The following is a 26931-nucleotide window of genomic DNA, read 5'->3' on the forward strand; positions in this document are numbered from 1 at the left end:
GTGATCCTTTCTCTGTGCGTGTAGCTAGCGAGCTCGTTTAGGAGCGGAGGATTCTGAGGCTGGCTCCTCAACGTCCGATTGCGGGCGACCATCCCCGTGGTAACGAGATGACTCGGAATAGGTGTCCGTTTGTTGGCCGGACGATGATGGTCGATCGAGAGCATAGAACCGACGAGCGGCCTCCACAAACGCAGGGCCACTTGAGGAATTGACCTCGTTTTTCAACGTCACCATTGTCCGATGAATCAACTTGTTTACGATGGATGACGCAAGACCTTCGACGAGTTCACGATCCTGTGTGGACAGATGCCCCAACCGCCCCAACACTTTCTCGACTTCCGCTCGCTTGATGTCCTCCACCCGATTGCGAAGGGCTACGATCGTCGGCGTCACCTCCAACGATTTCATCCAATCGAGGATCGTCGTTACTTCTTCAATCACCATGCGTTCAGCCTTCTCCGCCTCTTGCACCCGTTCGGCACGGTTTTGTTCAACCCTCTGCTTGAGGTCGTCGATATCGAAGAGGAAGGCGTTGTCGACGTGGCGAACCGCGGGATCGATATTTCTCGGAACGGAAATATCGATCAGGAACATCGGACGGTTCATTCGTTCTTGAACGGCCCGATGCACATCTTCAGCCCCGACCAAGTAATGGGCTGCGCCGGTGGAAACTAATACGATGTCTGCTGAAGCCATATCATCCTTGAACTGGTCGAATGGAACCGCGGTCCCTCCGAACTTCTCAGCGAGATCGACTGCATGTTGCGATGTTCGTGTCGTGATTCGCACATGTCCCACTCCATGTGCGATCAAATGCTTCGCTGCCAACTTGGCCATTTCACCGGCTCCGACCAAAAGGACCGTCTTTTCATGGAGATTTGAAAAGATTTTTTTCGCTAATTCGACTGCGGCATAACTAATGGAGACCGCCATCTCGGCGATTTTCGTCTCCGTGCGCACCCGTTTCGCGACGGAGATCGCCTTCTTCACCACTTTGTTCATGATCACACCGGTGGCCTTGTGGGCCAGTGCGACCTCGAAGGCGTCTTTCAGTTGTCCCAAGATTTGAGACTCACCGATGATCATGGAGTCCAAGCTGGACGCCACACGAAACAGGTGGGCAATCGCCCGATCTCCAGTATGCCAATACAGATGCGGGGTCAACTGTTCAGAGGACAGCGACAGATGTGTATCGGCCAGAAATTCCTGGATGCGACCATACCCGGTGTCGACATCATCAACGACTGAGTAGACTTCAACACGATTACAGGTCGACAGCAGGATCCCTTCTTTTACACCTGGGTAGGAACAGAGACGAGTCAGGGCCTCGCCAAGACGGCTTTCTGGGACGGCCAGTCGTTCTCGGATTTCAACTGGAGCCGTCTTATGACTTAAACCGACGACGATCAGATGCATGACATGACCACATCTATACGACTACGACAAGGCCGCATGCCCTTTGAGCAGCACACCGACCAATGTCAGAATGACACAGGCAAATCCAATGACCGTGAGATAGGCTGCTCGCTTGGCTCTCCAGCCGATGGTCAGTCTTCCTAAGAGGACAACAAAATAGAAAAGCCAGGTTACGACGGCCCAGGTTTGCTCAGGATTCCAACTGACGTACGATCCACGAGCGAGCTCGGCGGAGATGGCACCCGTCACAATGCCCAACGTCAGCAAGGGGAATCCCAAAACGATCGACTGCTGATTCAGATGATCAAGAAAGTCGAGTGCCGGCAGTTTACTATAGAGGACATTGAATTGTTTCGACTTGAGGAGTCGATCTTGAATGAGATACATCACTCCCGCAACAAAGGCGACGGCAAATCCTACCGTGCCCAACATGCTGAGGGTGACATGAAACCACAAGGTTTTAAAGACGGGTTGAAGTGTCGGCTCACTTTCCGGAAGGGCCGCCGCCGAGATGAGCGAGATGATCGCCAAGGGAACCATGAAGGATCCCAGTACATGAATCCGATGACGAAATTCGACGATGAGCAGCACCAGGATGATCATCCAGGAGAAAAATGACAAGGCATCGGAAAAACTTGGTGGGGCCGATGATGACGCTCCTGTCATGCGCATGATAAGGGTGATCGTATGGGACACAAAGCCGACTGCAGTGATGCCGAGGGACACGTTTGAGAGGGCTTCAGAACGTCGGAGAGAGTAGGACAGAAACGACACCGTCGCCACGATGTACAGGATCAGAGTGATCATGAAACAGACGACTGCCATTGGGATTGTCCCCGTGAAATCTCCGGCTCACTGTTCGAACAGCGTAAAAGGAAATTATATCGGTGGCGCCTAAACAGAGTCAAGAAAACGCTGGCACGTCAATGGCTTCGGCCAACTCGCCGGGTGCGAAGGGCGCGGTCTATGTGGTGGCGGTCCCCATCGGCCATCCTGACGACCTGACCCTGCGTGCGCTGGCGATCTTGCAGTCCGTGGATCTCGTTGCCTCTGAAGATCCCAAGCTGACACAGCAACTCCTCGCGCATCATCGGATTTCCGCGACAGTGACTAGCTATGGTCCTGTGAATGTAAAGGAAAAGGTTGCAGTGCTTCTCCAACGGGTCCGGCAGGGAGCCAGGATTGCCATCGTTGCTGATACAGGATCTCCCCTTATCGCGGATCCAGGTGCGCTGCTCGTCGCCGGGGCCCATATTCAAGGAACTCGTGTGATCCCGATCCCGGGACCTTCCGCAGGTCTTGCTGCTCTCAGTGTTGCTGGCTTCCCGTGTGAATCCTTCTATTTTCTTGGAGAGCTTCCAGCTCCCGGCCCACATCTCGCTCGATGCGTGGCTGATGCGGTAAAAAGAGAGGTTCCAACCGTTGCCTATGCCACCCGATACACTGTCACACATATTCTGAAAACCCTTGTTCACCTTGCTCCACGACGGCTGCTTGCAGTGGCCTGGGATTTGACGAAAACGAATGAGGTGGTGATCCGCGGAACCCCACCTCAGATAGATCGTCGACTACCGAACATACAAGGGGAAGATATCACGATTGTCCTGTCAGGAAGAAAGCAGCGGTAGGCTAAACGGCCGATTGAGAGGCCCTTCGAGTAGTCATTTGTTCTCCGTTCGAAGGAGCCCTCGACACAGTCAGAGCGAACGCATCACCGATGGAATTTCTACTGCATCCTCATCAGTCACTGTCCTCTCGGCGGATCAACACTCGAAAGGCTTGATCCACTCGCTCCTGGCTTAAGACGGTGTGTCCTTCGTTCTCGACACTGCGCGGAACATTTCGAATGGGGTCACCGTCATCTAAGAGGACAGACAGGACCTCTCCTTCTTTCATGGTCTCAAGCTTCAGTTTCGTCTTCACGAAGTTATATGGACAAATCACTCCGCGCAGATCCAGTTCAGAAGCGGGCACAGCGCCCGACTGCTCTTGTTCACTCATGATGACAGACTCATTCACTGAAAATGATTGCGTGAGCCAGCTCACCGATGACCAGCTACCATTGGCAAGCCATACGCAGTTCGCCTGAAAAAAAGGGGGCAGCCAAAGCTGCCCCCTCAAGAAAGGTCAAATCCCCAAACCTCTCAATTAAACCCTTTGATCAGATTTGGTTTCGACGAGTCCGTTCCGTAATCCGACTTGTTAGGAATTTTGGTTTCCGGTGCAACCGTTTGATATCCCCAGCCCGGCTGGGGCTCGCAGTTCCAACAGGGGGCGGAACCGGTAAATTCACCAATCGTCGTATCGATAGTCCCTGTGATCTTACCCGGCAACACGGATCCGGCCACTCCACCCGTGGTGCTACCGCTACTAGTCTCTATGGCTCGCTCAGTTGAAGGATTTGGGCGTTGCCCTAGACCACCAAAGCCAGCCAGTCTTTCATTCCCACGCAGCAAGTAGACTTCACGAACGAGCTTGCGACCAACTCCATATTGTTGATTGGGCGTGACCGCTTCAATCACTTGCAGAGAAATATCATCACCACTGTTCAGTACCCTCAGCTGATCCATGTTGGTTTTGTCATCGAAGTACACCGTCATGGAGCTCATCGCCCCAGACCCCGCACGTCCTTCGTCATGCGAGCTTCCACCGCTTTCCAGCAGCATCTTTCCCGCCGGAAAATCGATCGCCAGCACACGACCGTAGATCGTCTCAGGAAGAGAGAGTCGGTCCAGGAACGCATTGCGGTCAAATGCCTGAACGCGATTCGCGTTACCAGACACATCGCCAACCCCAGTTCCCACACCCATTGCAGATCCTCCAGACGACTGCTGGAGTCGCTCTTGAGCCACTGCAACATTCATTGAGCCGACGCAGAGTAGGGCGGCTCCCAGTGCCAACACTTTACGCATGTGCTGCCTCCTTAAAAAGTAAGTGGACGGGTTGTTCTGTAGTACGAACTCACACAGTCACGAATTAAGAAATCCAGTTGGTTCCACGTTGTCGGTTTCAGAATCAAGGGCGATACTCTGTACGGAATTGAGAAATATGGCAGAAATTAGGCTAATAGCACGGCGCTGTCAAGAGGGTTGTCTCATCGCATCAGGTTTCTGCCTGGCCCCCCCCTCAAATTCTCTGCCCGGAAGGCCCCTTCAAGAATAGAAACTGAGCCGTCTTCATTTCAACCCTCGGTCTTTACCCGAAGATGTATTCGCTGGTGCCCGGAGGGAGGGTCGAACTCCCACTCTGTCGCCAGAACCGGATTTTGAGTCCGGCGCGTCTGCCAGTTCCGCCATCCGGGCATGTGCACACGTCACAGTGAGCAGGCCTGTTTCTAACATGCCGCCGTCGGAGGGTCAATCGACAACTCACTCCCCTCCCAGCTGTAACAAGTGGACAACAGGCTCCTCCCCCAATGATCTCATTCGCTATTCCGATGCGTGTTACATCATTTCCTGTCACTGTTTGATCATCTATTGCAGAGCACAGAATCCTTGCCTGGCCATCAGTATCACCGTGAATCATGAGGGGATAGCGTCTATATTGACGATTCGGCAGTCTGCGGTACGGTTTGTCGTATCGGTGGCTCCATTGCATTCGCGGGACAGTTCGAGGAAATCAGTCATGGCGAAGGAAGAATTGGATTCCGATAAGAGATTCCTTCTGCGCGACTTCCTCTCGAATGATGAGTGTACGGCACTGATTCGTCGCAGCGAAGGGCTCACGTACGAGATGGGAATAGGCGGTGGCGTGGTGACTGAGGGAGTCAGAAACAACGAGCGTGTTCTGGTTGACGACACAGCGTTGGCCGACGCCTTGTTTCGCCGGGCTGCGCCATGGCTCCCACCGGTCGTCGACGATCGTCACCGAGCCCGATTCAATGAACACTGGCGGTTCTACCGATATCGTTCCGGACAAACTTTTCAACCCCATCGGGACGGAGTCTATATGTCGTTGGAAACCTATGAGAAGAGTGAGATGACGTTCCTGATTTATCTGAACGACGATATGATGGGTGGAGACACACGATTCTTTGCAGACATGGACCAGGTCGCGCGACGGTGCCCCTATCTGACGGTGAAACCGGCGATAGGAGCAGCGTTGGTATTCCTCCATTCCTTCTGGCACGAAGGGGCGGTGGTGCGGAGTGGAGAGAAATATGTGCTGCGTACCGATGTGATGTACAAGTTATAGGTTGAACCATTATACTTAGTATGGAAGATAGTACTGGAAGTGCTGATCGACCCGTGGGTATGTGTGAAGTCTGTTCTTACAAGAGTCTCAAGCTCTAGAAGATACTGAAAGCATGGGTACATCGAGGCTTCGCCTGTCAATCGTCGTCCCAACCTTTAACGAGTCGCAGAACATCAAAGAGCTGCTGCGTCGCATCGAAGTGACGTTGGGTGCGACAGGCTGGGAAATTATCTTTGTCGATGATGACTCGCCTGATGGGACGGCAGCTGTTGTGCGCGATATTGCGCGGACCGATTTCCGAGTTCGTTGCCTACAAAGGGTTGGCAGGCGAGGGTTGTCTACGGCCTGCATTGAGGGGATGTTGGCTGCATCGGCGTCCACCGTTGCGGTCATGGATGCTGATTTGCAGCATGATGAGGCCATTCTGCCGAAGATGCTCACTGAGATCGAGGGAGGCGCGGATGTGGTGATAGGAACCCGTTATTCTGGGGGCGGTAGCACGGGTGACTGGAACGAATCTCGCAAAACAATGAGTCAACTCGCGACGACCGCGAGCCGAGTGATCCTGAAACAGCCTGTCTCGGATCCAATGAGTGGATTTTTCATGCTGCAACGAAAGGTATTGGAGTCAACCGTCCACCATCTTTCAGGGTTAGGCTTCAAAATCCTTCTTGATATCCTTGCCACTGCCAAGCAGCCACTGCGTGTCACGGAAGTACCTTACCGATTCCGTGATCGTATTGCCGGGGAAAGTAAGTTGGATGAGATGGTCGTCTGGGAATATGCCATGTTGCTGGCAGACAAGACGATCGGTCGCTACATACCGGTGCGCTTCCTGGCATTTTCGATCATCGGTGGCATCGGCATATTTGTTCATATGGCTGTATTGAGCATTGTATTACATGGGCTGAACGTGGGTTTTACCACTGCTCAGTCTGTCGCGACAGGCACGGCAATGACATTTAACTTTGCCCTTAATAACGTTTTAACCTACCGGGACTCTCGGTTACGGGGGCTGGCCTGGTTCAAAGGGCTGGTGAGCTTCATGCTCGCCTGTAGCCTCGGTGCTCTTGCCAATGTTGGGATTGCCTCCTACTTATTTGAAAACCGTACGCAGTGGATCGTCGCGGCCCTCGCTGGCATATTGGTCGGTGCTGTTTGGAATTATGCAGTGTCCCAGATCTATACATGGGGCAAAAAGTAGGGAGAGAGGTGTGTACGTTGGTGTCTAGGATTGAAATGTCCAAGAGATAGAAAGAGATCCGACCGCCTAACTGTTTTCCCAAAGATTCTGTTTATCCTCGCTGCCGATAAGTCGGCGCACCAATCAACCGCCAGAAGACCGTCGGCAATCAGATACGTGGCCTCGGCAGTCAGCGAGCCTCTTATTGGCTGAAGATGGACGCCTGCTCCATAGCTCCCAAATTCCGAGTGGGGACGTCGTTACCCGGGTATAGCGTTCATTCAGGCTGGACTGAAAGCGCTTCAATTCCTGGGCAATGATGTCCGAAGACTTGCCCCGAGATCCTACCTCCGTAGCGTTCGCCGGCAATACACGGCCGAACACAACGACATAATCCACCAGGGTGTTTGTGTCACGTTCGAAGCGCTCGAACTCGAGCTGAGGCGGCGCAGACTCAATCAAAAAGAATCCCTTCCCCGACTGAACCAAGTGGGTATACGGATTTGTATCCCCCCTAAAGCGAAGAAGTCCAAAAGGCACCGACCAATCGACATTGCTCAAATCAAACGCGTTGCGGGCTGCTGTAAGCCGTCCGGTTTCTGCTGCCAGTGAACTAGGACGAGCGAGTGAGCCAAACTTAACTCTTCGGAAATTCGCTTGAACCACGGTAGAGTCCGGCGACACGTACGACTCAAGGTGACGAAGGTCCTGCAGCGCAACCTCGATGGCGCGAAGCTCGTCATAGCGAATCGTGGCCAAACTCAATGCTGAGAGACATGCAATGGTGGCACCCACGAGTAAGACGCGGGACGGCAGGGGCTGGTAGGCGAGCCAAAGGATTGCCCCAAGAATGGGAAAGAGCACGTAGCGTATTGAGCCGAGCGTCCCCCCGCTTCCCATTCCATCCGGAGCAAAGAGAGCAACACCCGATGACAGAAGCACGAATGTTGCCAGCCCCAGCGGCACGGGACGCCTCATCCAACTCAGCTGACTGCGCATCGCTGCAATGAGAACCAGGCTCCAGAGGGCAAGTGCCATGACGATGCAGGGCACGCGTTCGAACTGATCATAGGTGGCTACACCAGCCGTCAGCGAAACTAGGCCTTTCAGCGTAGTTAGTTTAGCGCCGAAATCAAAGACGACGGACATGGGTTCTGAACGCGTCAGTATTATGAAGACCAGTGTCAGGATGACAGCTGGCGCGAGCGCAATTGCAGCGCGCGTAAATGCTACCAACGGGTTGTCGCTCAGGATACAAGCTGCGCCGAGTATGCATACGGCAAGGAGTCCGGCTTCCAGGTAGCCGACCAAGTGTGTGAAAAACACAAGGATCATTGCCGAGGCGAGCATCATCATGCGACTCAAATCGAGCCGCCCATCCCACCGCATCAGCAAGCCTGCGACGAGGAGAAAACCTGCGATGGAATAACTGAAATTCAGGAAGCCCCAAAGAAACGGTAAGTTAAAAGTCAGAGGTAGCATGAAAAAACCGAGCAGCATTGCTCCGGGGTGTGCTTGCCGAACGGCCCAGCCCGCGGCAAAGGAAAACACGATGACATATCCGACCAAAATCAGTCGCTCTGCCCAGAGCGAACCCACCGCAGGCACCAGCGCCCCAAGGGCTAATTGGGGAAATAAGTTCGGAGGGGGAACAAGGTTCCATTCAAGAAACTGTGAAGTGGTGATCGACCCGCCGCCAATGACGTCAGCAAATCCGCGAGCAGATGCAAGATGGGCGGCCGTGTCCACCGTAGGGAAAGGGTCAAAAGCCAGCACAAACAGCACCTGTACGACAACACAAACAATGAGGCCAACAATAACCCACCTATCTGCATTCCAACCGGGAACCATGTCGTCCTACCGTCCTATCGCCAGCACTTCGCTAGCGTTGCCATCCAGTCTTCTTCAGGAGTATCCGCACGATCAGATTAGAATGCCACGCTGTGGCCTATTATTCCACACACCTAATGAGGGGTAAGGAGATCTTTGTATTGCGTCGGATTCGTTTCCTCCATCATACGCAAGCCGCAGGCAAAATGGCCATCACATTAGTGCTCACAAGGTGACACGGAGTTGAATACGTGCGTATGCCGAACCTCCTGTCAATCTAGAAACTTTGACAGGCTACTCTACTGGACTTTGCGTCAACCGTAGAACCTTAGACGCAGCGCAATTTCTCCCTAAAGTTGAAATGGAACTTCCGTAGAGGGCACAAGGACTTTGTCGACCGAGTCGGACGAAAGCATAAAGGTGCATTCACAACTTATGGCCAATCGATAGAAATTCCCGTACCGCTACAGAGATATCGTATTTACCGTCATATGACTGGAAGTGCCTTGTTCGCTACTTAAGGAGTATTGACCGTCGAGGAGCTACTCCTGCACATTGTCGCTGGGTAGGATCGGCATCGTGAATTACCCATTGAATCCCGGATGATCAAATGCATTTTTTCAATAACGGCTACTCTGATGAGCGTGATCAACTGCGACCGTTGTCCCTATCACATCCAACTGACTACAGGAGGACCACCCGGATGATTGCACTTGGAGGCAGAATGAGAAAGGTAGAGCGTTTTGCTCGGATGTGGGTTGGAATCTGTATGGCATTGGCCTGTCTCATCAATCCGACGCCTCCCCCAGTAGAAAGTGCCACCTTACCGCCAGGGTTCTCGGAGTCTGTCGTCTTCTCAGGATTAACAGAGCCGACCGTCGTCCGTTTTTCGCCGGATGGACGGGTCTTCGTCGCGGAAAAAAGTGGGCTCATTAAAGTCTTCTCAAACCTCTCTGATACCTCACCAACCATCTTCCATGATCTGCGGACGAATGTGCACAATTATTGGGATCGAGGACTGCTTGGATTGGCGCTCCACCCTAATTTCCCCACAGTACCCGAGGTCTATGTCCTCTACACCTATGACAAGGATCCCAATAATGCCCAGTTCCCCCGCTGGGGCACGCCTGGAGCCACATCCGATAACTGTCCGACGCCTCCGGGACCAACCAATAGCGGATGCGTCGTAAGCGGCCGACTGTCTAGACTGAAAGCCTCTCCCGGCAGCAACGTATCTGACGGTTCCGAACTCGTATTAGTTCAAGGGTGGGGTCAGCAGTATCCCAGTCACACGATAGGCACTGTGCAGTTCGGGCCGGACGGGGCGCTTTATGCCTCAGGGGGTGATGGGGCCAGTTTTACGTTTACCGATTACGGACAAAAGGGGTCTCCACTTAATCCATTAGGTGACTCACCTGTATCCATCGGAGAGCTTCAAACCGCGCCCACGGCAGAAGGCGGCGCCACCCGATCGCAGAGTCTTCGTCGAGTCAGCGGTCCGGCGTTATTAAACGGCACGATTATTCGAGTGGATCCAAGTTCAGGCGTGGGGCTCCCCGATAATCCTTTTTTCGGCAGTACAGACCCCAATGCTCGCCGCATTGTGGGGTACGGCCTCCGCAATCCCTTTCGGTTTACGTTTCGCCCCGGTACCCCTGATCTCGACCTCTGGATCGGCGACGTCGGCCGAAATACGTGGGAGGAAATCAACCGGCTCCCTAATCCCCTGGCGTCCTCGGCACGTAACTTCGGCTGGCCTTGCTATGAGGGTGCTCTCCCCGAGACCTTGTACGACGCGCTTAACCTGAATATCTGCGAGACTCTGTATACCCAGGCTGGAGGACACTCTGCTCCGTACTTTGCCTACAGGCACGACCAGGCAGTGGTGGCGAACGACACTTGTACCAATAGCGGAAGTTCCTCCATCACGGGGTTGGCGTTCAACGAAAGTGCTAGCTATCCTGCAGCGTATCAGGGCACGCTGTTCTTCGCTGACTATTCCCGCAATTGCATTTGGGCCATGTTTGCCGGGTCCAATGGCTTACCCGATCCGGCGAGCCGAGCCACGTTTGTGGCCGACGCTGCTGCCCCGGTCCACCTGCAGATTGGACCAGGCGGAGATTTATTTTATGTAGATCTCACCGGTGGGACCATCAGACGTATTCAGTTCACCAGTGGTAATCAGCCTCCGAAGGCAATCATGAAGGCTACGCCCACGTCCGGTCCGGCTCCTCTGAACGTGGTCTTCTCCTCGGCAGGTTCCTCGGATCCGGATGGCGATCCTATCACTTATAGTTGGAACTTTGGGGATGGTGGGACCTCAACCGACCCGAACCCAAGCCATACCTACACAAGAAAAGGACCATTTACTGCGGTATTGACTGTCACCGACTCAAAGGGCGCATTCGGAAAGGATCAAGCCATCATTTCACCGGGAAATAGCAAACCTACCGCAGTTATTGACACGCCAGTTTCAACGATCCAGTGGAAGGTCGACCAATCGATTGCATTTTCCGGTCACGCTACCGATCCGGAGGATGGCACACTCCCGCCTTCGGCATTTACATGGGAACTTATCATGCATCATTGTCCCTCAAACTGTCATACACATTCCATTCAGAGTTTCTCCAGCATCACTACGGGATCGTTTTCGGCTCCCGATCACGAGTATCCGTCGCATCTCGAGCTCAAACTCACGGTGACCGATACGGAGGGGCTCACAGATACCAAGAGCGTCATTCTGAACCCACAAACTGTTGCACTTAGATTTGACTCAACTCCTTCTCAGTTACAGCTGGTTGTAGGAGGTAGCCAGTCTCCCACACCTTTTACAACGAATGTCATCCTAGGCTCCGTTCAGTCCCTCAGTGCAGTTACGCCCCAAGCGTTGGGGAGTACAACCTACAAGTTTGTCTCTTGGTCTGATGGAGGCGACCAATCCCATACCATTACTGCGAACGCTACTAAGACCTACACCGCCAGCTACGAGGCCACAAGCGATCCCGTTCCTTCCCCTCCCCCCAGCGACAACAGCGGTGGCGGCGGTTGTACACTCAACAGATCAGGAACAAATGATGCGCTACTGCCGGTACTGTTTCTTACCGTCATTGCCCTATTGTTACTGAGAGGAAAGCGGCCCGTGAATAAAAATTGACCGCACATTCATCTGGACAGACGACTCGTTATAAGTGTGCCCTGTCGGTTGGGAGACGACTGTGACGAGGGCCGATTGGTATCAAATACTTGGTCGGCTAAAGCTTTGCTGGCCGCTCAAACTCTATGCCAGCAAAGCCTTTCTTCTGTGTGTCGCGGCTGCTCCATTGGTCTGGGCCATCATGGCATGGGTCGTTCCCGTTCGGTCAATGACCCTGGTCCAAATATGGTCGTTGAGTTTTGCCTCAGTCGTCATGTGGTATCCTCTATGGGAAGAGCTGCTCTTTAGAGGATTGTTGCAGGGCGAACTGATAGAGCGTGGTTGGATACGACCCTGGATTTGCGGTTTGAGCGGCGCCAATATTCTAGTTTCTCTCCTGTTTACGGTTTTTCACCTCTGGAGCCATAACCTGGTCTGGGCGATCCTGGTGTTCTTCCCCTCGCTGGTCTTTGGCTATCTTCGTGATCGCTTTGATTCCACAGTGCCCTCGATTGTGATGCATATGTGGTACAACGGTGGATACTTTTTCTTCATCGATTCTTCCCAAATTTCCACGGGGTCCGACATCCGGTGAAATCGCTCCGACCACGGCATACAATGACACGAAGATATCCGCCCCTCATTTTTTCTTAGCGTGCTGTCTTTGGCTTTTTCCGAAATGTTTCGCATGGTGGACGGGCAGCCCAATACCGATCCTCTTACCAAGGACATTTCTCAAGTGGGTTGACAAATCTGGGCTACGACCTTGACTTTAGTCGGACAAGGGAATAGGCTTCGTCAAAAATCATTCCAAAAGGAAAACTAGGGTTCCGGCTTCCTTCCAAAATCAGAAGGAGCGACTGGTCCAAGAGTTTTCGGCCTCGCATAACGGGGTTCCACGGAGGGATAAAAGCCCGGGAGATCATGTACTGAGGTACATGGCCTTTTGGGAATTACGTCCTTCAGCGGGAGACTTCGTTATGCATTTCCACCTCATCATCCGGATCAATCAGACCTGCCGCCGAACCGGAGAGGTCTGCCATGGTTAATAACGAAGTCCCGGATCGGGATTATTCGACTATGGCAACCGATACATCCGGAACACTTCGCCGCAGTCTTACTCTCTGGAACAGCCTGACCATCGGCTTTGCAACGGTTTCACCAGTGGCGGGGCTCTATGCCATTATTGGTGTGCAGACGGTTGTGACAGGTGGCGGGTGGTTTCCGGCACTCGCGCTCTGTCTGGTGATGCAGTTGCTGGTTGCCACCGTGTATGCAGAGTTGTCCTCACAAATTCCCATCGCGGGAGGGGCGTACAAATGGGCTCGGCAGCTTGGAGGCGCCACTGCCGGCACTTATGCCGGAACTATCTATGTCAGCTCCACGATCGCGATGCTCACGACGACTGCCTACACCGGCGGAGTTTGGCTGGCGATTTTCTTTGGATCTACCAGCGGAATGGGAGTGACGCTGGTCATCTGGGGCACGGTGTTTCTGCTGGTCTGCACCGTTCTCAACCTTGTCCACGTCTCCATATTTAAGTTCCTCATTTCTCTGGGGGTGTATGCGGAAATCGTTGGTTCGTTCGGCGTCGCGCTGCTGTTATTTTTCTTTTTTCGACAGCATGATTTTTCCGAACTGTTCGCCCATCTGGGGACAGGAACCGCACCCAGCGAAACTGCAGCGTTTTTAGCCGCGCTTGCCATTTCCGGGTGGGCGTTCATTGGCTTTGATGCCTGCTCGACCATTGCCGAAGAAACGCATGAACCGAAACGGATGGTGCCGCGTGCGATTTTTTTCTCGCTGTGTATGGTGGGAAGCGTCGTGCTCTTCAACTCTGCTGCCCTGACCCTCAGCTTGAACCGCGAGACTTTACAGCAGACGAATGCCGCATCCGATCCTGTCACTCCGGTGATCGTGGCCAACTTTGGCACTTGGGCGGAGATGCCGTTTCTGGCGATCGTCATGGTTGCGTTCCTGGCTTGTGGATCCTCCATGGTCCAGTACACATCCCGGATCGTGTTTTCCATGGCTCGCGAAGGCAGTATGCCGGTCGTCCTCAGTCGGGTGACCGCAGCCGGCGCTCCACGGAATGCTGTGCTGTTTACGGTACTGCTGGCTACGCTCGGCTTGCTTTTCGGGCTCAATGATGAAGCGGTCGCTACGGTGCTGGCATTCGGCACGGGAGGCTTATACGCCATGTTTGCGATGACCACGGGGGTTGGGCTCTACACCAGGCTTACAGGTCGCTGGGACCCCGCGTTAGGTCAACTAAAACTGGGCGCGTGGGGATTATTGATCAATATGACGGCCTTTGTCTGGTCACTCTTTGAATTCATTAACATCGCGTGGCCACGTCCCTATGCCACCTCGCCCGACGCCCCCTGGTGGCAACTCTTGGCGGTCCCGCTCGTACTGGGAGGTATACTTACATTGACGACGCTTCATATCCTTGTTAGCAGGAACAAGGCATCAGCCCAGCCGGGAAAGATCGAACCACAAGAATGACAAGGGCGGTCAATCAAAACCCATACGGTACGGAGCGTTTCACAGAAAGTCGGAATCCATTCATCCGGTAGAAAGGAGCACGCATGGCAAAGAAGCGAGCATACCAAGGCAAGGTTCCCCTACACGACAAATACGGACCAGAGGCCAAGTTTGCAGTCGAAGCGGAGGCGCTGTTGCCGACCACGAAATATGAAGAAGAAATCGCCCGAGGTCTTGAATTGGGCCTGCCCGCGGCCGATTCCATCAAAGATCGCCGCATTCCCACATTCAGTCGTGGGGAACTCCCCCATTTCGCCGGCATCAATACCTTTACCAAAGCGCCGTACGTCGAGGATGTCCGCAAATGTGGAGAATACGACGTCGCCATTCTTGGGGCGCCGTTCGACGGTGGGACCACCTATCGGGCAGGGACCCGATTTGGCCCCCAAGGCATTCGCAAGATCTCCGCGTTATACGGTACCTATAGCTTTGAACTCGGTGTGGATCTCCGAGAGTCGATCTCCATGTGCGATCTCGGCGACGTGTTCACTATTCCCGGCAATATCGAAAAGACCTTCGACCAAGTCAGTAAGGGCGTGGGCCATGTCTATGCGAGCGGGGCTTTCCCTGTCGTGCTTGGTGGAGACCATTCCCTGGGTTTTGCCACTGTACGGGGTGTGGCGCAGAATATGAACGGCAAGAAGCTCGGCATCCTGCACTTCGACCGTCATGTCGACACTCAGGAGACTGATCTCGACGAACGCATGCACACGACGCCCTGGTTTCATGCGACGAATATTCTCAACGTGCCGGCGAAAAATCTCGTCCAGATCGGTATCGGCGGTTGGCAGGCCCCCAGACCAGGTGTGAAGTCAGGCCGCGAGCGGCAAACCACGATCATGACCGTGACCGACTGTGTAGAAATGGGTATTGAAAATGCCGCGAAGCAAGCCCTCGAAGTGGCGTTTGACGGAGTGGATGCAGTCTGGTTGAGCTTCGACGTGGATTGTTTGGACGCGGCCTTCGTGCCAGGCACCGGCTGGCCGGAGCCGGGAGGGTTTCTGCCGCGTGAAGTGTTGAAGTTTTTGCAGATCATCGCGGATACGAAACCGCTGGCGGGTATGGAAATCGTCGAATGTTCACCTCCCTACGACGCAGCAGAGATCACCAGTCTCATGGCCACTCGGGTGATCTGCGATGTCTTGGCCTGCCAGGTGCGTTCAGGGCATTTGGCTAATCGGAAGAAACACTAAGAGGCATCGATTTCGGGAAGCCAAGACACACACTGAAGGGCTTGTCTCTGCGCAAGCCCTTCAGAATGAAAAACCTAAACCCTTCAACATGAAGCCGTTGGTCGCCACACATCACGAGATGCGCGATCCAAGAGGTTTCGTCACAAACCCTGTGGACTCGAGAACTCGATCTTTTTTTCATTGGAACATCTCTGTTAGAATGGCTTGCGGTATGCACTGGGTTTTTGCTGACGCTTTCATCTGACTGTACCTTGAAAAAAGGAGTGTGATCGATATGGCAGAGGTTGCATGTGTGACCTGTGGGCAAACCGGCGAAGCGATTTCGACTCCCCTGTTTCTGGGTAAGCTTGAAGCCGAGGTCAGAAGTAAGGTCTGTCTGAGCTGTTGGAAAAAGTGGGAAGGGATGCGCGTGATGGTGATCAATGAATATCACGTGAATCTCGGCGACGAGAGTGGCCGCGAGCTCGTACGCAAGCAGATGAAAGCGTTCTTGAAGCTCGGTGAGCCGATAGATACGTCAAAAGTTGCGGAGAACTATCGGCCAACCGGTGGCTGATTGTTGCCTTCCAGGCTTGATTTCATAGGAATCCGACCGAACTTTTCCCCTGCGTTGTCGCCAACTTCGTTGACATGGCGAATCAGAAAGTGTTACGGTGCATCCGTATGTGCTTTGTTCCCGTGATGACGATGAGGGGTGCAGATGATTACGCAGATGCAGGTCAAGGGGTTGATGTTCGACCCCTACAACAATGCGTACATCGTCATTCTGCGAGACGATGATCAGGTTGAGATGCTCCCGATCTGGGTCGGCAAAGCCGAAGCCAGTTCGATCAGTTTGGCGCTAGAAAAAGTGGCCCCTCCCCGTCCCATGACGCATGACTTCATGAAATCCTATTTGGATGCCTTTGATGCCAAAGTGATCAGTGTGGTCATTACCGATCTGAACGAGAATACCTACTTTGCCAAGATTCATCTGATGTACGGTGATTCTGAGTATGCCGTGGATTCGCGTCCGAGCGATGCCATTGCGCTAGCGCTGCGGACCCAGGCGCCGATTTTTGCTAGTGAGTCGGTGATTCGCAAGCAAAGTTCGGAAGAGCTCGGACAATGGCTTGAAAATTTGAAGCCTGAAGACTTTGGAAAGCTGGATTCCTGAGCGAGGTCAATGAGATGGACGGTAGCTCACTACCAGGTTCTGGACCGTTGATCCAGCTTGTGGTCGATCGCGTGGTCGAAGATCCTGCCACGGATACGAGGATCGTGGTGTTGGCTCGGAAGGACGGTGACCTTGATCACTTTATGGTATGGGTCGGAGCCTCAGAAGGCGAAGCGATCAAACGGGCGTTGGATACATCGGTGACTGCACGACCTATGAGTCATGATCTGATCAAGAGTTGTGGTGAACATCTTGGGATCACCACGGAACGTGTGGTCCTGACCGACGTCAAGAGCAGTACATACTATGCAACGGTCTTCCTCGAAAATAAGGGGGTGACCCGTACCCTTGATGCACGTCCCAGCGATGCTATTGCCTTAGCCTTGCGCTGTCAGGCTCCTATCTATGTTACTCAAGATGTATGGCAACGTCGGAGCGGGCAACAGTTGGACGCGTGGTTGTCGAAATTGGAAACAAAAAATATGGGTGCGCAGGAAGTGTAAGTCCTTTAACGCCGGCTGAAAGAGCCGCAGTGGAGAAAGAAGAATGATGACGACGTACTTTGAGAATCCGGTTCATGTGAAAGAAACCTGGCATCTGGTGGATGCTGACGGCAAAACCCTGGGGCGTTTGGCGGCCAGAGTCGCCGGAGTGTTGCGCGGGAAGCATCGTCCGACGTTCACCCCGAACGTCGATATCGGCGACCATGTCGTTATTGTGAATGCGGAGAAAATCCAATTGACCGGCGGGAAGCTGGACAAGAAACTTTATCATCGTCATACCGGATATCCTGGAGGTTTGAAAACCGCCTCGGCCAAACACATCTTCCAAAAGGATCCGGCACAGCTGCTGATCACGGCAATTGAGGGGATGCTTCCGAAGACCCCGCTCGGAAATGGGATGGCCAAGAAACTTCGTGTCTATGCTGGACCCAATCATCCCCATCAGGCACAACGCCCACAGCCGATTTCACTCTGAACGAGTTTGTGATTTCAACGAGAAGGAGACCAGTCGCATGGCAGTCGTGACACAGTATGCAACGGGACGGAGAAAGTGTGCAGTGGCGCGAGCCTGGGTTACCGGGACCGCAGGTGACATTACCGTGAACGAGAAGCCGTTGGAGCAGGCGTTTCCACGTTTGACCCTGCGACAGATCATTCAATTGCCGCTCGAAATGGCAGGCGTCATGGGCAAGTATTCGATCAGCGCAACGGTCTATGGTGGAGGGCCGACAGGACAAGCCGGCGCGTTGCGGCATGCGATCGCCAGGGCGTTGGTTGCCATGACGCCGTCAACCCGTGGTCCTCTCAAGAAGGAAGGGCTACTTACCCGTGATTCACGGGTGAAGGAGCGGAAGAAATACGGACAAAAGGGCGCCCGTAAGCGATTCCAGTACTCCAAACGCTAGACATCGGAGGCACGGATCCAGGATAAGGGAAGGCCTCGTGCCTTCCCTTTTTTATGTTGTCGATCGTGATCCGAGAGGACGATTCCGAGCTTGGGAATTGATTGATGGGGAAGAAATTTCGAGTCGCCATTGCAGGAGCGAGTGGGTATGCCGGTGCAGAATTAGTGCGTCTGGCTTCGACTCATCCATATTTCGCCATCACAGCCGTCACCTCTGAAAAGTCAGCGGGGCAATCGGTTGCATCCGTGTTCCCGAGCCTCACAGGGATTGTCGATCACCGGTTTGAAGCGTTGGCACCGGATGTCTTGGCCGAACGGGCGGACGCGATTTTTCTCGCCCTTCCGCATACGAAGTCGCAGGATCCGGTTGCTACTTGCATCAAGGCCGGCAAGTTCGTCGTGGACCTCAGCGCTGACTATCGTTTAAAGGATGTGGGCACCTATGAACGATGGTATCAGACTCCACATGCCTACCCACAGCTCCTTAAGGAAGCGGTCTACGGCCTACCGGAACTCCATCGACGCGCTATTGCAGAAGCAAAACTCGTCGCGTCTCCCGGTTGTTATCCCACTGCCGCTATTCTCCAGCTGGCGCCGCTCTTTGCCAACGGGCTGGTGCAGCCGGAGACGATCGTCATCGACGCCAAGTCTGGGGTGTCTGGAGCGGGACGGAGTCCGGCCCTCCCCTATCATTTTCCCGAGGCACATGAATCGCTCGAACCCTACAAGATTGGACAACATCGTCATACCCCTGAAATCGAGCAAGAGCTCTCTGGTTTGCAAGAGCAAGTTGGCCCGGTCACGGTGACGTTCACTCCCCACCTTGTTCCGATGAATCGTGGGATTTTGAGCACAGCCTATTGCCGACTGACTCAAGCAATGCCGCTTGCGGACCTTCGAAACTTGTACCGAGAGTTCTACAAAGGTGAACGATTTGTTCGGCTGTACGACGATATCGTGCCGAATCCCCGCTACATTAAGGGGACAAACTACTGCGATGTTGGCGTGTACGCGGACGCTCGGGCTGGATGGGTCGTGACCGTGGCAGCCGTCGATAATCTTGTCAAAGGAGCTGCGGGGCAAGCCATTCAAGCCATGAATCTCATGTTGGGTCTTCCGGAAGAGACCGGCCTGACTGCTCCCGGAAGCTATCCATAAGCCCATCACCTTTGACGGTCTCAGTCTGCATTCGCCACCCTCACGGAACTTCGTTCTATGAAAACTAAACAGACAGGCATTACCGCCCCGCAAGGCTTTCAAGCGGCCGGCATCCATTGTGGGATTAAGAAACCTGGACTCCTCGATCTTGCATTGTGTGTATCGGAGGTGAGCGGACCGATTGCCGGAGTCTTCACGAGGAATCGTGTCGCCGCCGCTCCGGTGATCCTCGACCGTCGCCATCTTCGGTACCGTTGCGGGCGTGCGATCATTGTGAACAGTGGGAATGCCAATGCCTGCACGGGAGCTCAGGGGTTGGTCTCAGCCACGGCGATGGCGAGAACGGTTGCGCAGCAGCTCGCGATCCCTCGTCATCAAGTCTTTGTGGGATCGACCGGCGTAATCGGGCGCACACTCCCGATTGACCGCATTACAGCGGCGATGCCCAGCTTATTCTCACGTCTCAGTGTGAAGGGTGGCACTCAAGCGGCTCAGGCCATCTTGACCACGGACTTACGCCCTAAGACCGTCTCGGTACAAGCAAGAATTGGCGGCCGTATGATCACGATCGGGGGGATGGCCAAAGGCTCGGGTATGATCCATCCCGATATGGCCACGATGCTGGGGTATTTGACGACCGATGCTGCCATCACACCTCCTGCTCTGCAACAGGCCCTGAGGGCCGCAGCTGACGAGTCATTCAACTGTATCACCGTGGATGGGGACACCAGCACGAATGATACAGTTCTGTGTTTAGCGAATGGGCTTGCACGGAATCGGGTGATTGAACCGCAGGGTCGGGCCTATCACGATTTCGAGCGTCTGCTGACCGAGGCCGCACAGACCTTGGCCTTACTCATCTGTCGTGACGGAGAAGGCGTGACCAAAATCGTCAAGGTACTGGTTGAAGGGGCCACGACGGTTGCTGCAGCGAAGCGCGTTGCGGCAACCATTGCGACCTCGAATTTGGTGAAGACCGCTCTCTTCGGAGAGGATGCGAATTGGGGGCGAGTCATGGCAGCCATCGGACGAGCCGGTGTCGCGGTGAACCCTGCCAAGGTGATGGTCAGTTTCGACGATATTCAGATGGTGAGGCAGGGCGTCGGGATGGGACTTGCTGCCGAGCAGAAAATCGCACAGGTCTTCAAACGGAAAGCGTTTACCATCGCGGTCCATCTTGGCCTGGGTACGGCACGAGCCCATATGTGGACCACGGATCTTTCGTATGATTATGTGCGCATCAACGCAAGTTATCGATCCTAGCCCGCAGTATTCATGAACGCTTCTCCTGCAATTGCACATTCGCTGCTACGACAGGCTTGCAGCGGGCAGGCTCGCGTGTGAAGACCGTTTGTCGCTTGAAACCTCGTTGGGACTATGATAGCGTCGCCGATCGATATCTGACAGCGGTCGCGTTCACAGAAAGAGAACCGGCCGATTATTCAAATTCAATGACAGCGCGTCGTTCGCTGTGTGGCTTGAGAATAAGGGAAGCGATTCCCTCGCCCGTCGGGGTGCTCTGCAAGCCTGGAGGAAGGTGAAGGCATGGGGGTAGTAGCTATCAAGGAATTGTTGGAAGCCGGTGTGCATTTCGGACATCAGACCAATCGCTGGAATCCCAAGATGAAGAAGTTTCTCTTTGGTGAACGCAGCGGTATTTATATCATCGACTTACAACAGACCCTCGCACGGATGGAACAAGCCTATGCCTTCGTGAGGGATCTCGTCGCAGCCGGCGATTCAATCCTCTTTGTCGGAACAAAGCGGCAGGCCGCAGAGATCCTGGAGGAAGAAGCGAAGCGGGCCAACATGTACTTCGTGAATCAACGGTGGTTGGGAGGAATGTTGACCAATTTCCAGACCATTCGCCGGAGTATCGATAAAATGAAGAAGATGGAAACGACCTTGCTCAACCCAAGCGAGCATGGCCTGAAAAAGAAAGAAATCCTTCTCATGCAGAAGGATATTGCCAAGCTCCAAAAGTACTTGTCCGGCATCAAGAATATGCGCAGTCTGCCGGGAGCGGTTTTTGTGCTCGATACGCGGATCGAAAAGATTGCCGTTCAGGAAGCGACGCGTCTTGATATTCCGGTCATTGCGATTCTGGACAGCAACTGCGACCCGGATCACATCACCTATCCGATTCCAGGGAATGACGATGCGATCCGTTCCATCAAGCTGATTACGTCAAAAATTGCCGATGCCTGCATCGAAGGTGCCCATGTGAAAGCACAGCGCGAAGAGGCCGAGTTCCAAGCAACCCCTGCGTCTGGCGGGGAGAGGAAGCCGGCGGCTCGATCCGAGGGTGTGGCTGTATCATAAGCCTCGTGCAGAGTGGTCCATCAATGCTTTTATTTTCAATGCTCGTGTGAAGGAAGAACGAATCATGGCAGGATCTAGTCAGCTTGTGAAGGAACTTCGGGAGAAAACAGGGGCCGGCATTTTGGATTGTCAGAAGGCGCTTACGGAGAACGGCAATGATGTCGAAAAAGCCATTGACTACTTGCGGCAGAAGGGTCTGGCGGCAGCGGCAAAAAAGGCTGGGCGCGAGACCAATCAAGGTCTGATCCATTCCTACATCCATATGGGGGGGAAGATCGGCGTCTTGATCGAGGTGAACTGCGAGACGGATTTCGTGGCTCGCAATGAAGAGTTCAAGGCATTCGTCAACGATCTCGCCCTGCAGATCGCCGCTGCAAAACCTACTTTTGTGAAGCGTGAGGACGTTCCTGTCGATGTGGCAGAGAAAGAAAAAGTGATCTACGAAGGCCAGGCGAAGGAAATGGGGAAACCGGCGGCCGCATGGCCCAAGATCATCGAAGGGAAGCTGGAGAAGTTCTATCAAGAAAACTGTTTGATGGAGCAGTCGTTCATCAAGGATCCGGCCGTGACGGTCAAAGATTTACTCGCACAAAAGATCTCGAAGATCGGTGAGAATATGAACATTCGCCGATTTACCCGTTATCAGTTGGGCGAAGTATGAGTTCTGCCAAATACCGACGCCTCCTGCTCAAAGTCAGTGGGGAGATGTTGGCTGGTGAGCAGGGTTACGGCATCCAACCCTCCATTCTAGAAACGCTTGCAGCAGAGATCGCCTCCGTCGTGGCGCTTGACGTACAAGTGGCCATTGTCATAGGGGGTGGTAATATCTTTCGAGGGATCGCCGCGAGTGCGTCCGGTATGGAGCGGGCTTCCGCCGACTATATGGGGATGCTGGCGACAGTTCTCAACGCATTGGCGCTTCAAAACGCGTTGGAGCGCATTGGGATTATCACCCGGGTTCAATCTGCCATCGAGATGCGTCAGTTGGCAGAAGGCTATATTCGTCGGCGGGCGATTCGCCATCTCGAAAAGAACCGAGTGGTCATTTTCGCCGGCGGCACCGGGAACCCCTACTTCTCGACGGATACGGCGGCTGCGCTCCGGGCCATGGAGATCAGTGCGCAGGTCATCATGAAGGGTACCAAAGTTGACGGGATTTATGATGCAGACCCAGTCAGCCATCCCATGGCAAAGAAGTACGATCGGATTTCCTTTCTCGCTATTCTGAATCAGAATCTCAAAGTGATGGACTCAACAGCCATCAGTCTTTGTATGGATAATAAACTGCCGCTCGTCGTCTTCAACCTCAAGGTGCCCGGTAACTTCAAACGAGTGGCTTTGGGCGAGCCGATTGGGACCATCGTCTCGATCGGTGATCGTTGATCCCATTACGAGGTGTGTCATGTCCAACGCTGTTCCTATTCGCCAGGCCTTTGTTTCCCACATGGATCAATCCTTAGAACATTTACGGAGGGATCTATCCGGTCTCCGAACTGGACGAGCGTCCGTCGCCCTGCTTGATGGGATTCGTGTCGATTATTACGGAACCATGACACCGTTAAAACAGATCGCCAATGTAGCGACGCCCGAAGCTCGATTGATCACCATCCAACCCTGGGAGCCTCAGCTGATCAAAGAGATTGAAAAAGGGATCGCAAATGCCGGCTTAGGTGTGACGCCATCCAATGACGGCAAGATCATTCGAGTTCCTCTTCCCCCACTGACTGAAGAACGGCGAAAAGAATTGACGAAGGTGTGTAAGAAGCATGGAGAAGAAACGAAAGTACAGATCCGGGGGTTCCGAAGAGAAGCAAATGAAGAGTTGAAGAAACTCCAAAAAGATGCGAAGCTCACCGAGGACGAATTACGAAAGGCCGAACACGAGACGCAGAAACTTATCGAACAGTACGGACAAAAGATCGATGACATCATCAAGAAAAAGGAACAGGAAATCATGGAAGTATAGAGTCCCTTCTTCCTGATCCTCCCCTCCTTACGTGTCGATGACCCGGAGTTTTCACCCAACTTTTGCGACCGTCGACCTGGCCGCCCTAAGTCACAATCTTTTCCAGATTCGAAAGTGTCTTGCCCCTGGCTGTGTCATCATGCCGGTGATTAAGGCCAACGCCTATGGGCATGGGGCCATCGAAACCGCGCGGGCGCTCATTCGCCAGGGGGTATCGCATCTCGCGGTGTTTTCAATCGAGGAAGCGATCGCACTGCGTCAAGCCGAAATCGCGGGAGCACTCGTCGTACTGGGTCCGTTCTTCCCACAACAGGTCGAAGACCTCATGGCCTACCGACTGACTCCGGTCGTGAGCGATCGGTCCGTACTCGAGGTGCTGACTCATGCCACTCGCTCACGACCGGCTCCCTACCCGATTCATCTCAAAATCGAGACCGGCATGAATCGGTTGGGGCTGACGCAGCGTGATCTTGAGACTCTGATCAACAAGCACAGGTTTCCCTCTTCTCTGCTACTAGAAGGACTCATGTCGCATCTGGCTGATAGTGACGGTATTGGGCAAGACACTACTGAAACACAGATCGGCCGATTCAACAAAGCCCTGAAAGTCGCTCGTGACGGAGGACATGCGGTTCCGCTGGTTCATCTGTCGAATAGCGCCGCTATCATTCGATTTCCATCAGCACACTATACGATGGTCCGTCCTGGTATCATGCTGTACGGTTACCACACGCTTCCGAGCACGGTACAGGTGCCTGACTTGCAACCGATCCTCTCGCTCAAGACCTGCATCGCCCAACTCCGTCTTATTCAACCAGATGATCGTGTGAGCTATAACGGTACCTTCATTGCACGGAGATCCACACGTATCGCCATTCTTCCGATCGGTTATGCCGATGGATTAAGCCGGCGTCTCTCGAATCGTGGAGTCGTTCTCGTTCGGGGCCAACGTGTTCCGATCGTCGGACTGGTCTGTATGGATATGGTGATGGTAGACGTCACCACCGTCCCTGATGCGATGGTCGGTGATGAGGTCGTCGTTATCGGCCAGCAAGGAAGAGAAAAGATCACGGCAACGGATATCGCCGAGTGGACAGGAACGATCCCCTACGAGGTCTTATGTGCGATCAGCCCAAGAGTTCCAAGACGCTATCACTCTTCGTAGATCCTCATCGCCCTCCAGTTTGTTTTTAGCCCTCAGCAGGATACGAAAAAAGAACGCCTATTCATACAGGTGATCCTATAACCGGCAGTTGAAGCAGCAGCCTGCAGGGGGATAGGCTTGCTGTACGCGGGAGTGCGACAGATTTTTTCGTACGAAGGGAGTCCCCCCCTGGGTGCGGCATCATGCAAGTCGTGGCCGGGCAGAACGGGGCGATTGCACGCAATACGTTTGGGGCTGCTCCATGTCGAGTGGGATCCGGCCGCAGCCGTGACGCCATTCGGCCAGTGGCCGTTTTTTATCGAGTTTCTCAACATAAGCGGCCTCTTCGACGCACTGGGGATCAGACTGCCCGTTGACCGACCACAGCATCCACGCGTCGGATAACCGCACGATACTAGACACCGTGCGGTTGTCGCTCCTCGCCGACCACCACGCTACGCACCGATCACGGTGATTTGCCATGCTGGGATTCCCCCCCGAGTGAGTGGGCGTGTCGAGGTTTGTGTCGGAGGATGCCGCACGGCGGGCGTGCCTGGCTCGAGCTGCATCAGACGAAGACACCGCAGCCATTGCTCATCACGCCGTGGATTCTTGATCTGGATCCCACGATGATATGTTTGTGTGGCAAGCTGCAAGTGGCGGTGGACGGCTACACCCCAAAGAACCCCGACCGCCCGTCGCACCACTCGCACAGTACCTTGCTGACCGATACCCGGCTGGCGGTGGACGTGTTGCCGGGCACTGAGACAGCCACGCTCGAGATCTTGGCCTGACGGGATGCCGTGCCAAAGGCGGCGCGCCACGCCGGACGCGTTGCTCATGACGGGGACAACTCAAACGTGGTTCGACGGTATGGCGAGCGCGGTGCCGACCGCGCGCTATGAGGACGCTGTGTGGGGAACCTCAATCAGTACAAGATCCGTGCCCTCGCCCAACTCGATCGTGCTCGGCTCGATGCCGAAAACACCGTTGACGAGTTCAAGAATCAAGGGGGCTGGGGCGGCTTCCCCGTACAAGACCTGGCACGTGTAGACCACTCAATCAGAAGTTGGCGCGGATGGAAATTCCCCCGGTATGCACCGTATTTTCGTAGAACCCATTCACTCCGGCTCGCGGTCCGGTATTCCCTGAGACCGTTCTGGGTTCGTAGAGCCCTACCTGATACGAGAGGTCTATGCCCACAGACTGTGGTTTTACGGGTCCCACCCCCAAATTTCCGCACGTTGTCAGGCCGAAGAACGATCCACTCCCCTTGCAAATCCATCCCACACCTGAGGAAATGATATGGAGATCGGCTGATGGAATTCCTGGATTAAAGCTGGAATCCGGGACTTGTGACTGCAGATTTGAATATCCACCTCGTACCGCGACCTCCCAACCTGGGAATCGATCAAGATTCAGCCATCGATATTCGGTGCCAACCAGAATGGCATAGGTGCTTTTCCAATTTTGCGGTTGTTGAAGAAAGACTGTTCCGTCGGGTTGTCGAAGATCTAAGTTTCTGACCGATTTCCAACCGATATAGTCTACGTTCAATTCGAGTTTCCACTCGCGCTCACAATTTCTCACGGGCCACACCGCGATGCCACCCGTGATGACTTGAGGGAGTACCAACGTGGTCGTGGTGTCTCGCACCTTTGCACCATTAGCCAATTGAACCCCATCTAAGTGGAGTGTAGCCTGACTTCGGTACACCACAGCGATGTTCACAAGCGGGCGATCGTCTTCATTCCGCAACGCGGTGTAAAGCGCACCGACGTTAAAACCAAATGCCGTATCCTTCCCATTCAATTCCACTCTATTCCCAGGGGGGAGAATTCGATGAAATTCAGCATGACCCTCTCCAAAAAGTCCTGAGAAGGTGTAGATATCCAAGCCCGCCCCGATTGAAAAATCCGGAAGAAGCTGATACGCAAATGTCGGCTTAATATCGAATAACGGCAATGTACTGAATGTAGCGGTCGCACTAAAAGGAGCTGTGTCCGCCCACCGTGTAGCTGCTCCAAACGGAGTGGTCACGCCAACCCCTACGGTAAGCTTCTCAAGCCACGCAGGACCAAGTCCCTGCAAATTGGCCGTGATATACGCATGCCCTGGCGGAGGTACAGCAACAACACCATTGTGGTCGCCGGACGTCGTGAGGCCACTCGGACTCCTATGGTCGAGCGGCCCACCAACGAAAAGCGCTCCCCCCATGACTTGCACGCCACGGAGCTGTGTCATTCCCGCCGGGTTGTAATACAACGCAGACGGGTTGTCGG

The 26931-nt window shown here is 54.0% G+C and carries 28 protein-coding genes, 1 tRNA gene and 1 riboswitch; of the genes, 21 read left to right on the top strand and 8 right to left on the bottom strand.

Annotated elements, in window-relative coordinates:
* Positions 1–24 precede the first annotated feature (24 nt).
* Positions 25–1416: a glutamyl-tRNA reductase gene (hemA, locus tag ACYX34_RS05045; protein ID WP_462075461.1), complete on the bottom strand. Its 1392-nt coding sequence runs from the start codon at positions 1414–1416 to the stop codon at positions 25–27.
* Positions 1417–1437: 21 nt separating this feature from the next.
* Positions 1438–2223, bottom strand: a complete 786-nt coding sequence (locus ACYX34_RS05050) for a cytochrome C assembly family protein (RefSeq protein ID WP_462075462.1) — start codon at positions 2221–2223, stop codon at positions 1438–1440.
* An 80-nt stretch (positions 2224–2303) separates the two neighbouring features.
* Between ACYX34_RS05050 and ACYX34_RS05055 the strand changes: the two genes are divergently transcribed.
* Positions 2304–3044, top strand: coding sequence for an SAM-dependent methyltransferase (locus ACYX34_RS05055; protein WP_462075463.1), 741 nt, complete (start codon positions 2304–2306; stop codon positions 3042–3044).
* Between the two features lie 112 nt (positions 3045–3156).
* On the opposite strand, the gene ACYX34_RS05060 is transcribed toward ACYX34_RS05055, so the two are convergent.
* From ACYX34_RS05060 to ACYX34_RS05070, 3 genes are all read right to left on the bottom strand, one after another.
* The gene (locus tag ACYX34_RS05060; protein WP_462075464.1) at positions 3157–3417 is read right to left on the bottom strand and encodes a sulfurtransferase TusA family protein; all 261 of its coding nucleotides are present in this window, start codon (positions 3415–3417) and stop codon (positions 3157–3159) included.
* 143 nt (positions 3418–3560) lie between these two features.
* The gene (locus ACYX34_RS05065; RefSeq protein WP_462075465.1) at positions 3561–4328 is read right to left on the bottom strand and encodes a hypothetical protein; all 768 of its coding nucleotides are present in this window, start codon (positions 4326–4328) and stop codon (positions 3561–3563) included.
* Positions 4329–4631: 303 nt separating this feature from the next.
* A tRNA-Leu gene (locus ACYX34_RS05070) sits at positions 4632–4718 on the bottom strand.
* Positions 4719–5040: 322 nt separating this feature from the next.
* Here ACYX34_RS05070 and ACYX34_RS05075 point away from each other — a divergent pair.
* Together ACYX34_RS05075 and ACYX34_RS05080 are read left to right on the top strand one after the other, a co-directional pair.
* Entirely contained in the window at positions 5041–5610 is a 570-nt protein-coding gene (locus ACYX34_RS05075; protein ID WP_462075466.1) for a 2OG-Fe(II) oxygenase, read from the top strand.
* Positions 5611–5722: 112 nt separating this feature from the next.
* Positions 5723–6814: a glycosyltransferase gene (locus tag ACYX34_RS05080; RefSeq protein WP_462075467.1), complete on the top strand. Its 1092-nt coding sequence runs from the start codon at positions 5723–5725 to the stop codon at positions 6812–6814.
* Positions 6815–6937: 123 nt separating this feature from the next.
* Here ACYX34_RS05080 and ACYX34_RS05085 read toward each other — a convergent pair whose 3' ends face one another.
* Positions 6938–8644 carry a hypothetical protein gene (locus ACYX34_RS05085; protein WP_462075468.1) on the bottom strand — a complete coding sequence of 569 codons (1707 nt, stop codon included), beginning with the start codon at positions 8642–8644 and terminating at the stop codon, positions 6938–6940.
* A gap of 703 nt (positions 8645–9347) precedes the next feature.
* Here ACYX34_RS05085 and ACYX34_RS05090 point away from each other — a divergent pair.
* From ACYX34_RS05090 to ACYX34_RS05170, 17 genes are all read left to right on the top strand, one after another.
* Entirely contained in the window at positions 9348–11777 is a 2430-nt protein-coding gene (locus ACYX34_RS05090; RefSeq protein ID WP_462075469.1) for a PQQ-dependent sugar dehydrogenase, read from the top strand.
* Positions 11778–11838: 61 nt separating this feature from the next.
* Complete coding sequence (mrtJ, locus tag ACYX34_RS05095; RefSeq protein WP_462075470.1) at positions 11839–12351, top strand: JDVT-CTERM system glutamic-type intramembrane protease MrtJ; 513 nt, start codon at positions 11839–11841, stop codon at positions 12349–12351.
* 216 nt (positions 12352–12567) lie between these two features.
* A riboswitch (guanidine-I (ykkC/yxkD leader) is annotated at positions 12568–12679 on the top strand.
* Between the two features lie 118 nt (positions 12680–12797).
* On the top strand, positions 12798–14264 hold the full coding sequence (locus ACYX34_RS05100) for an APC family permease (protein ID WP_462075471.1): 1467 nt from the start codon (positions 12798–12800) through the stop codon (positions 14262–14264).
* Positions 14265–14347: 83 nt separating this feature from the next.
* Positions 14348–15496, top strand: coding sequence for an agmatinase family protein (locus tag ACYX34_RS05105; RefSeq protein WP_462075472.1), 1149 nt, complete (start codon positions 14348–14350; stop codon positions 15494–15496).
* A gap of 274 nt (positions 15497–15770) precedes the next feature.
* Positions 15771–16052, top strand: coding sequence for a Fe(2+)-trafficking protein (locus ACYX34_RS05110; RefSeq protein ID WP_462075473.1), 282 nt, complete (start codon positions 15771–15773; stop codon positions 16050–16052).
* Positions 16053–16196: 144 nt separating this feature from the next.
* Entirely contained in the window at positions 16197–16652 is a 456-nt protein-coding gene (locus ACYX34_RS05115; RefSeq protein ID WP_462075474.1) for a bifunctional nuclease family protein, read from the top strand.
* 14 nt (positions 16653–16666) lie between these two features.
* On the top strand, positions 16667–17155 hold the full coding sequence (locus ACYX34_RS05120; RefSeq protein WP_462075475.1) for a bifunctional nuclease family protein: 489 nt from the start codon (positions 16667–16669) through the stop codon (positions 17153–17155).
* A 43-nt stretch (positions 17156–17198) separates the two neighbouring features.
* Complete coding sequence (gene rplM, locus ACYX34_RS05125) at positions 17199–17630, top strand: 50S ribosomal protein L13 (RefSeq protein ID WP_462075476.1); 432 nt, start codon at positions 17199–17201, stop codon at positions 17628–17630.
* A 37-nt stretch (positions 17631–17667) separates the two neighbouring features.
* The gene (gene rpsI, locus ACYX34_RS05130; protein ID WP_462075477.1) at positions 17668–18060 is read left to right on the top strand and encodes a 30S ribosomal protein S9; all 393 of its coding nucleotides are present in this window, start codon (positions 17668–17670) and stop codon (positions 18058–18060) included.
* A gap of 104 nt (positions 18061–18164) precedes the next feature.
* Positions 18165–19217 (top strand): N-acetyl-gamma-glutamyl-phosphate reductase, encoded by a 1053-nt coding sequence (argC, locus tag ACYX34_RS05135; protein WP_462075478.1) that lies wholly within the window; start codon positions 18165–18167, stop codon positions 19215–19217.
* 57 nt (positions 19218–19274) lie between these two features.
* Positions 19275–20480, top strand: coding sequence for a bifunctional glutamate N-acetyltransferase/amino-acid acetyltransferase ArgJ (gene argJ / locus ACYX34_RS05140; RefSeq protein WP_462075479.1), 1206 nt, complete (start codon positions 19275–19277; stop codon positions 20478–20480).
* 282 nt (positions 20481–20762) lie between these two features.
* The gene (rpsB, locus tag ACYX34_RS05145) at positions 20763–21539 is read left to right on the top strand and encodes a 30S ribosomal protein S2 (protein WP_462075480.1); all 777 of its coding nucleotides are present in this window, start codon (positions 20763–20765) and stop codon (positions 21537–21539) included.
* A 64-nt stretch (positions 21540–21603) separates the two neighbouring features.
* The gene (gene tsf, locus ACYX34_RS05150; protein WP_462075481.1) at positions 21604–22200 is read left to right on the top strand and encodes a translation elongation factor Ts; all 597 of its coding nucleotides are present in this window, start codon (positions 21604–21606) and stop codon (positions 22198–22200) included.
* Complete coding sequence (gene pyrH, locus ACYX34_RS05155; protein WP_462075482.1) at positions 22197–22922, top strand: UMP kinase; 726 nt, start codon at positions 22197–22199, stop codon at positions 22920–22922. The genes tsf and pyrH overlap by 4 nt, the downstream gene beginning before the upstream one ends.
* Positions 22923–22941: 19 nt before the next feature.
* Positions 22942–23505: a ribosome recycling factor gene (gene frr / locus ACYX34_RS05160; protein ID WP_462075483.1), complete on the top strand. Its 564-nt coding sequence runs from the start codon at positions 22942–22944 to the stop codon at positions 23503–23505.
* Between the two features lie 37 nt (positions 23506–23542).
* The gene (alr, locus tag ACYX34_RS05165) at positions 23543–24670 is read left to right on the top strand and encodes an alanine racemase (protein WP_462075484.1); all 1128 of its coding nucleotides are present in this window, start codon (positions 23543–23545) and stop codon (positions 24668–24670) included.
* 117 nt (positions 24671–24787) lie between these two features.
* Complete coding sequence (locus ACYX34_RS05170) at positions 24788–25054, top strand: hypothetical protein (RefSeq protein ID WP_462075485.1); 267 nt, start codon at positions 24788–24790, stop codon at positions 25052–25054.
* Between the two features lie 50 nt (positions 25055–25104).
* Here the strand turns inward: ACYX34_RS05170 and ACYX34_RS05175 are convergent, their stop codons facing one another.
* A complete protein-coding gene (locus ACYX34_RS05175; RefSeq protein ID WP_462075486.1) occupies positions 25105–25491 on the bottom strand; it encodes a hypothetical protein in 387 nt (128 codons plus the stop codon).
* Between ACYX34_RS05175 and ACYX34_RS05180 the strand changes: the two genes are divergently transcribed.
* Entirely contained in the window at positions 25490–25702 is a 213-nt protein-coding gene (locus tag ACYX34_RS05180; RefSeq protein ID WP_462075487.1) for a hypothetical protein, read from the top strand. The genes ACYX34_RS05175 and ACYX34_RS05180 overlap by 2 nt on opposite strands.
* Positions 25703–25711: 9 nt before the next feature.
* Here the strand turns inward: ACYX34_RS05180 and ACYX34_RS05185 are convergent.
* A partial coding sequence (locus ACYX34_RS05185) for an OmpP1/FadL family transporter (protein ID WP_462075488.1) occupies positions 25712–26931 on the bottom strand: 1220 nt, incomplete at its 5' end.

The sequence above is a fragment of the Nitrospira sp. CMX1 genome, assembly GCF_054902215.1.

Bases quoted from the DNA above. Each gene is read 5' to 3' on its own strand.
- ACYX34_RS05175 (WP_462075486.1), bottom strand. From the start codon at position 25,491: ATGAGCAACGCGTCCGGCGTGGCGCGCCGCCTTTGGCACGGCATCCCG.
- frr (WP_462075483.1), top strand. From the start codon at position 22,942: ATGTCCAACGCTGTTCCTATTCGCCAGGCCTTTGTTTCCCACATGGAT.
- rplM (WP_462075476.1), top strand. From the start codon at position 17,199: ATGATGACGACGTACTTTGAGAATCCGGTTCATGTGAAAGAAACCTGG.
- rpsB (WP_462075480.1), top strand. From the start codon at position 20,763: ATGGGGGTAGTAGCTATCAAGGAATTGTTGGAAGCCGGTGTGCATTTC.
- pyrH (WP_462075482.1), top strand. From the start codon at position 22,197: ATGAGTTCTGCCAAATACCGACGCCTCCTGCTCAAAGTCAGTGGGGAG.
- ACYX34_RS05085 (WP_462075468.1), bottom strand. From the start codon at position 8,644: ATGGTTCCCGGTTGGAATGCAGATAGGTGGGTTATTGTTGGCCTCATT.
- ACYX34_RS05050 (WP_462075462.1), bottom strand. From the start codon at position 2,223: ATGATCACTCTGATCCTGTACATCGTGGCGACGGTGTCGTTTCTGTCC.
- ACYX34_RS05080 (WP_462075467.1), top strand. From the start codon at position 5,723: ATGGGTACATCGAGGCTTCGCCTGTCAATCGTCGTCCCAACCTTTAAC.
- ACYX34_RS05180 (WP_462075487.1), top strand. From the start codon at position 25,490: ATGACGGGGACAACTCAAACGTGGTTCGACGGTATGGCGAGCGCGGTG.
- ACYX34_RS05120 (WP_462075475.1), top strand. From the start codon at position 16,667: ATGGACGGTAGCTCACTACCAGGTTCTGGACCGTTGATCCAGCTTGTG.
- argC (WP_462075478.1), top strand. From the start codon at position 18,165: ATGGGGAAGAAATTTCGAGTCGCCATTGCAGGAGCGAGTGGGTATGCC.
- ACYX34_RS05060 (WP_462075464.1), bottom strand. From the start codon at position 3,417: ATGAGTGAACAAGAGCAGTCGGGCGCTGTGCCCGCTTCTGAACTGGAT.
- rpsI (WP_462075477.1), top strand. From the start codon at position 17,668: ATGGCAGTCGTGACACAGTATGCAACGGGACGGAGAAAGTGTGCAGTG.
- ACYX34_RS05075 (WP_462075466.1), top strand. From the start codon at position 5,041: ATGGCGAAGGAAGAATTGGATTCCGATAAGAGATTCCTTCTGCGCGAC.
- ACYX34_RS05090 (WP_462075469.1), top strand. From the start codon at position 9,348: ATGAGAAAGGTAGAGCGTTTTGCTCGGATGTGGGTTGGAATCTGTATG.
- argJ (WP_462075479.1), top strand. From the start codon at position 19,275: ATGAAAACTAAACAGACAGGCATTACCGCCCCGCAAGGCTTTCAAGCG.
- ACYX34_RS05110 (WP_462075473.1), top strand. From the start codon at position 15,771: ATGGCAGAGGTTGCATGTGTGACCTGTGGGCAAACCGGCGAAGCGATT.
- ACYX34_RS05100 (WP_462075471.1), top strand. From the start codon at position 12,798: ATGGTTAATAACGAAGTCCCGGATCGGGATTATTCGACTATGGCAACC.
- ACYX34_RS05105 (WP_462075472.1), top strand. From the start codon at position 14,348: ATGGCAAAGAAGCGAGCATACCAAGGCAAGGTTCCCCTACACGACAAA.
- ACYX34_RS05115 (WP_462075474.1), top strand. From the start codon at position 16,197: ATGATTACGCAGATGCAGGTCAAGGGGTTGATGTTCGACCCCTACAAC.
- alr (WP_462075484.1), top strand. From the start codon at position 23,543: ATGACCCGGAGTTTTCACCCAACTTTTGCGACCGTCGACCTGGCCGCC.
- ACYX34_RS05065 (WP_462075465.1), bottom strand. From the start codon at position 4,328: ATGCGTAAAGTGTTGGCACTGGGAGCCGCCCTACTCTGCGTCGGCTCA.
- tsf (WP_462075481.1), top strand. From the start codon at position 21,604: ATGGCAGGATCTAGTCAGCTTGTGAAGGAACTTCGGGAGAAAACAGGG.
- hemA (WP_462075461.1), bottom strand. From the start codon at position 1,416: ATGCATCTGATCGTCGTCGGTTTAAGTCATAAGACGGCTCCAGTTGAA.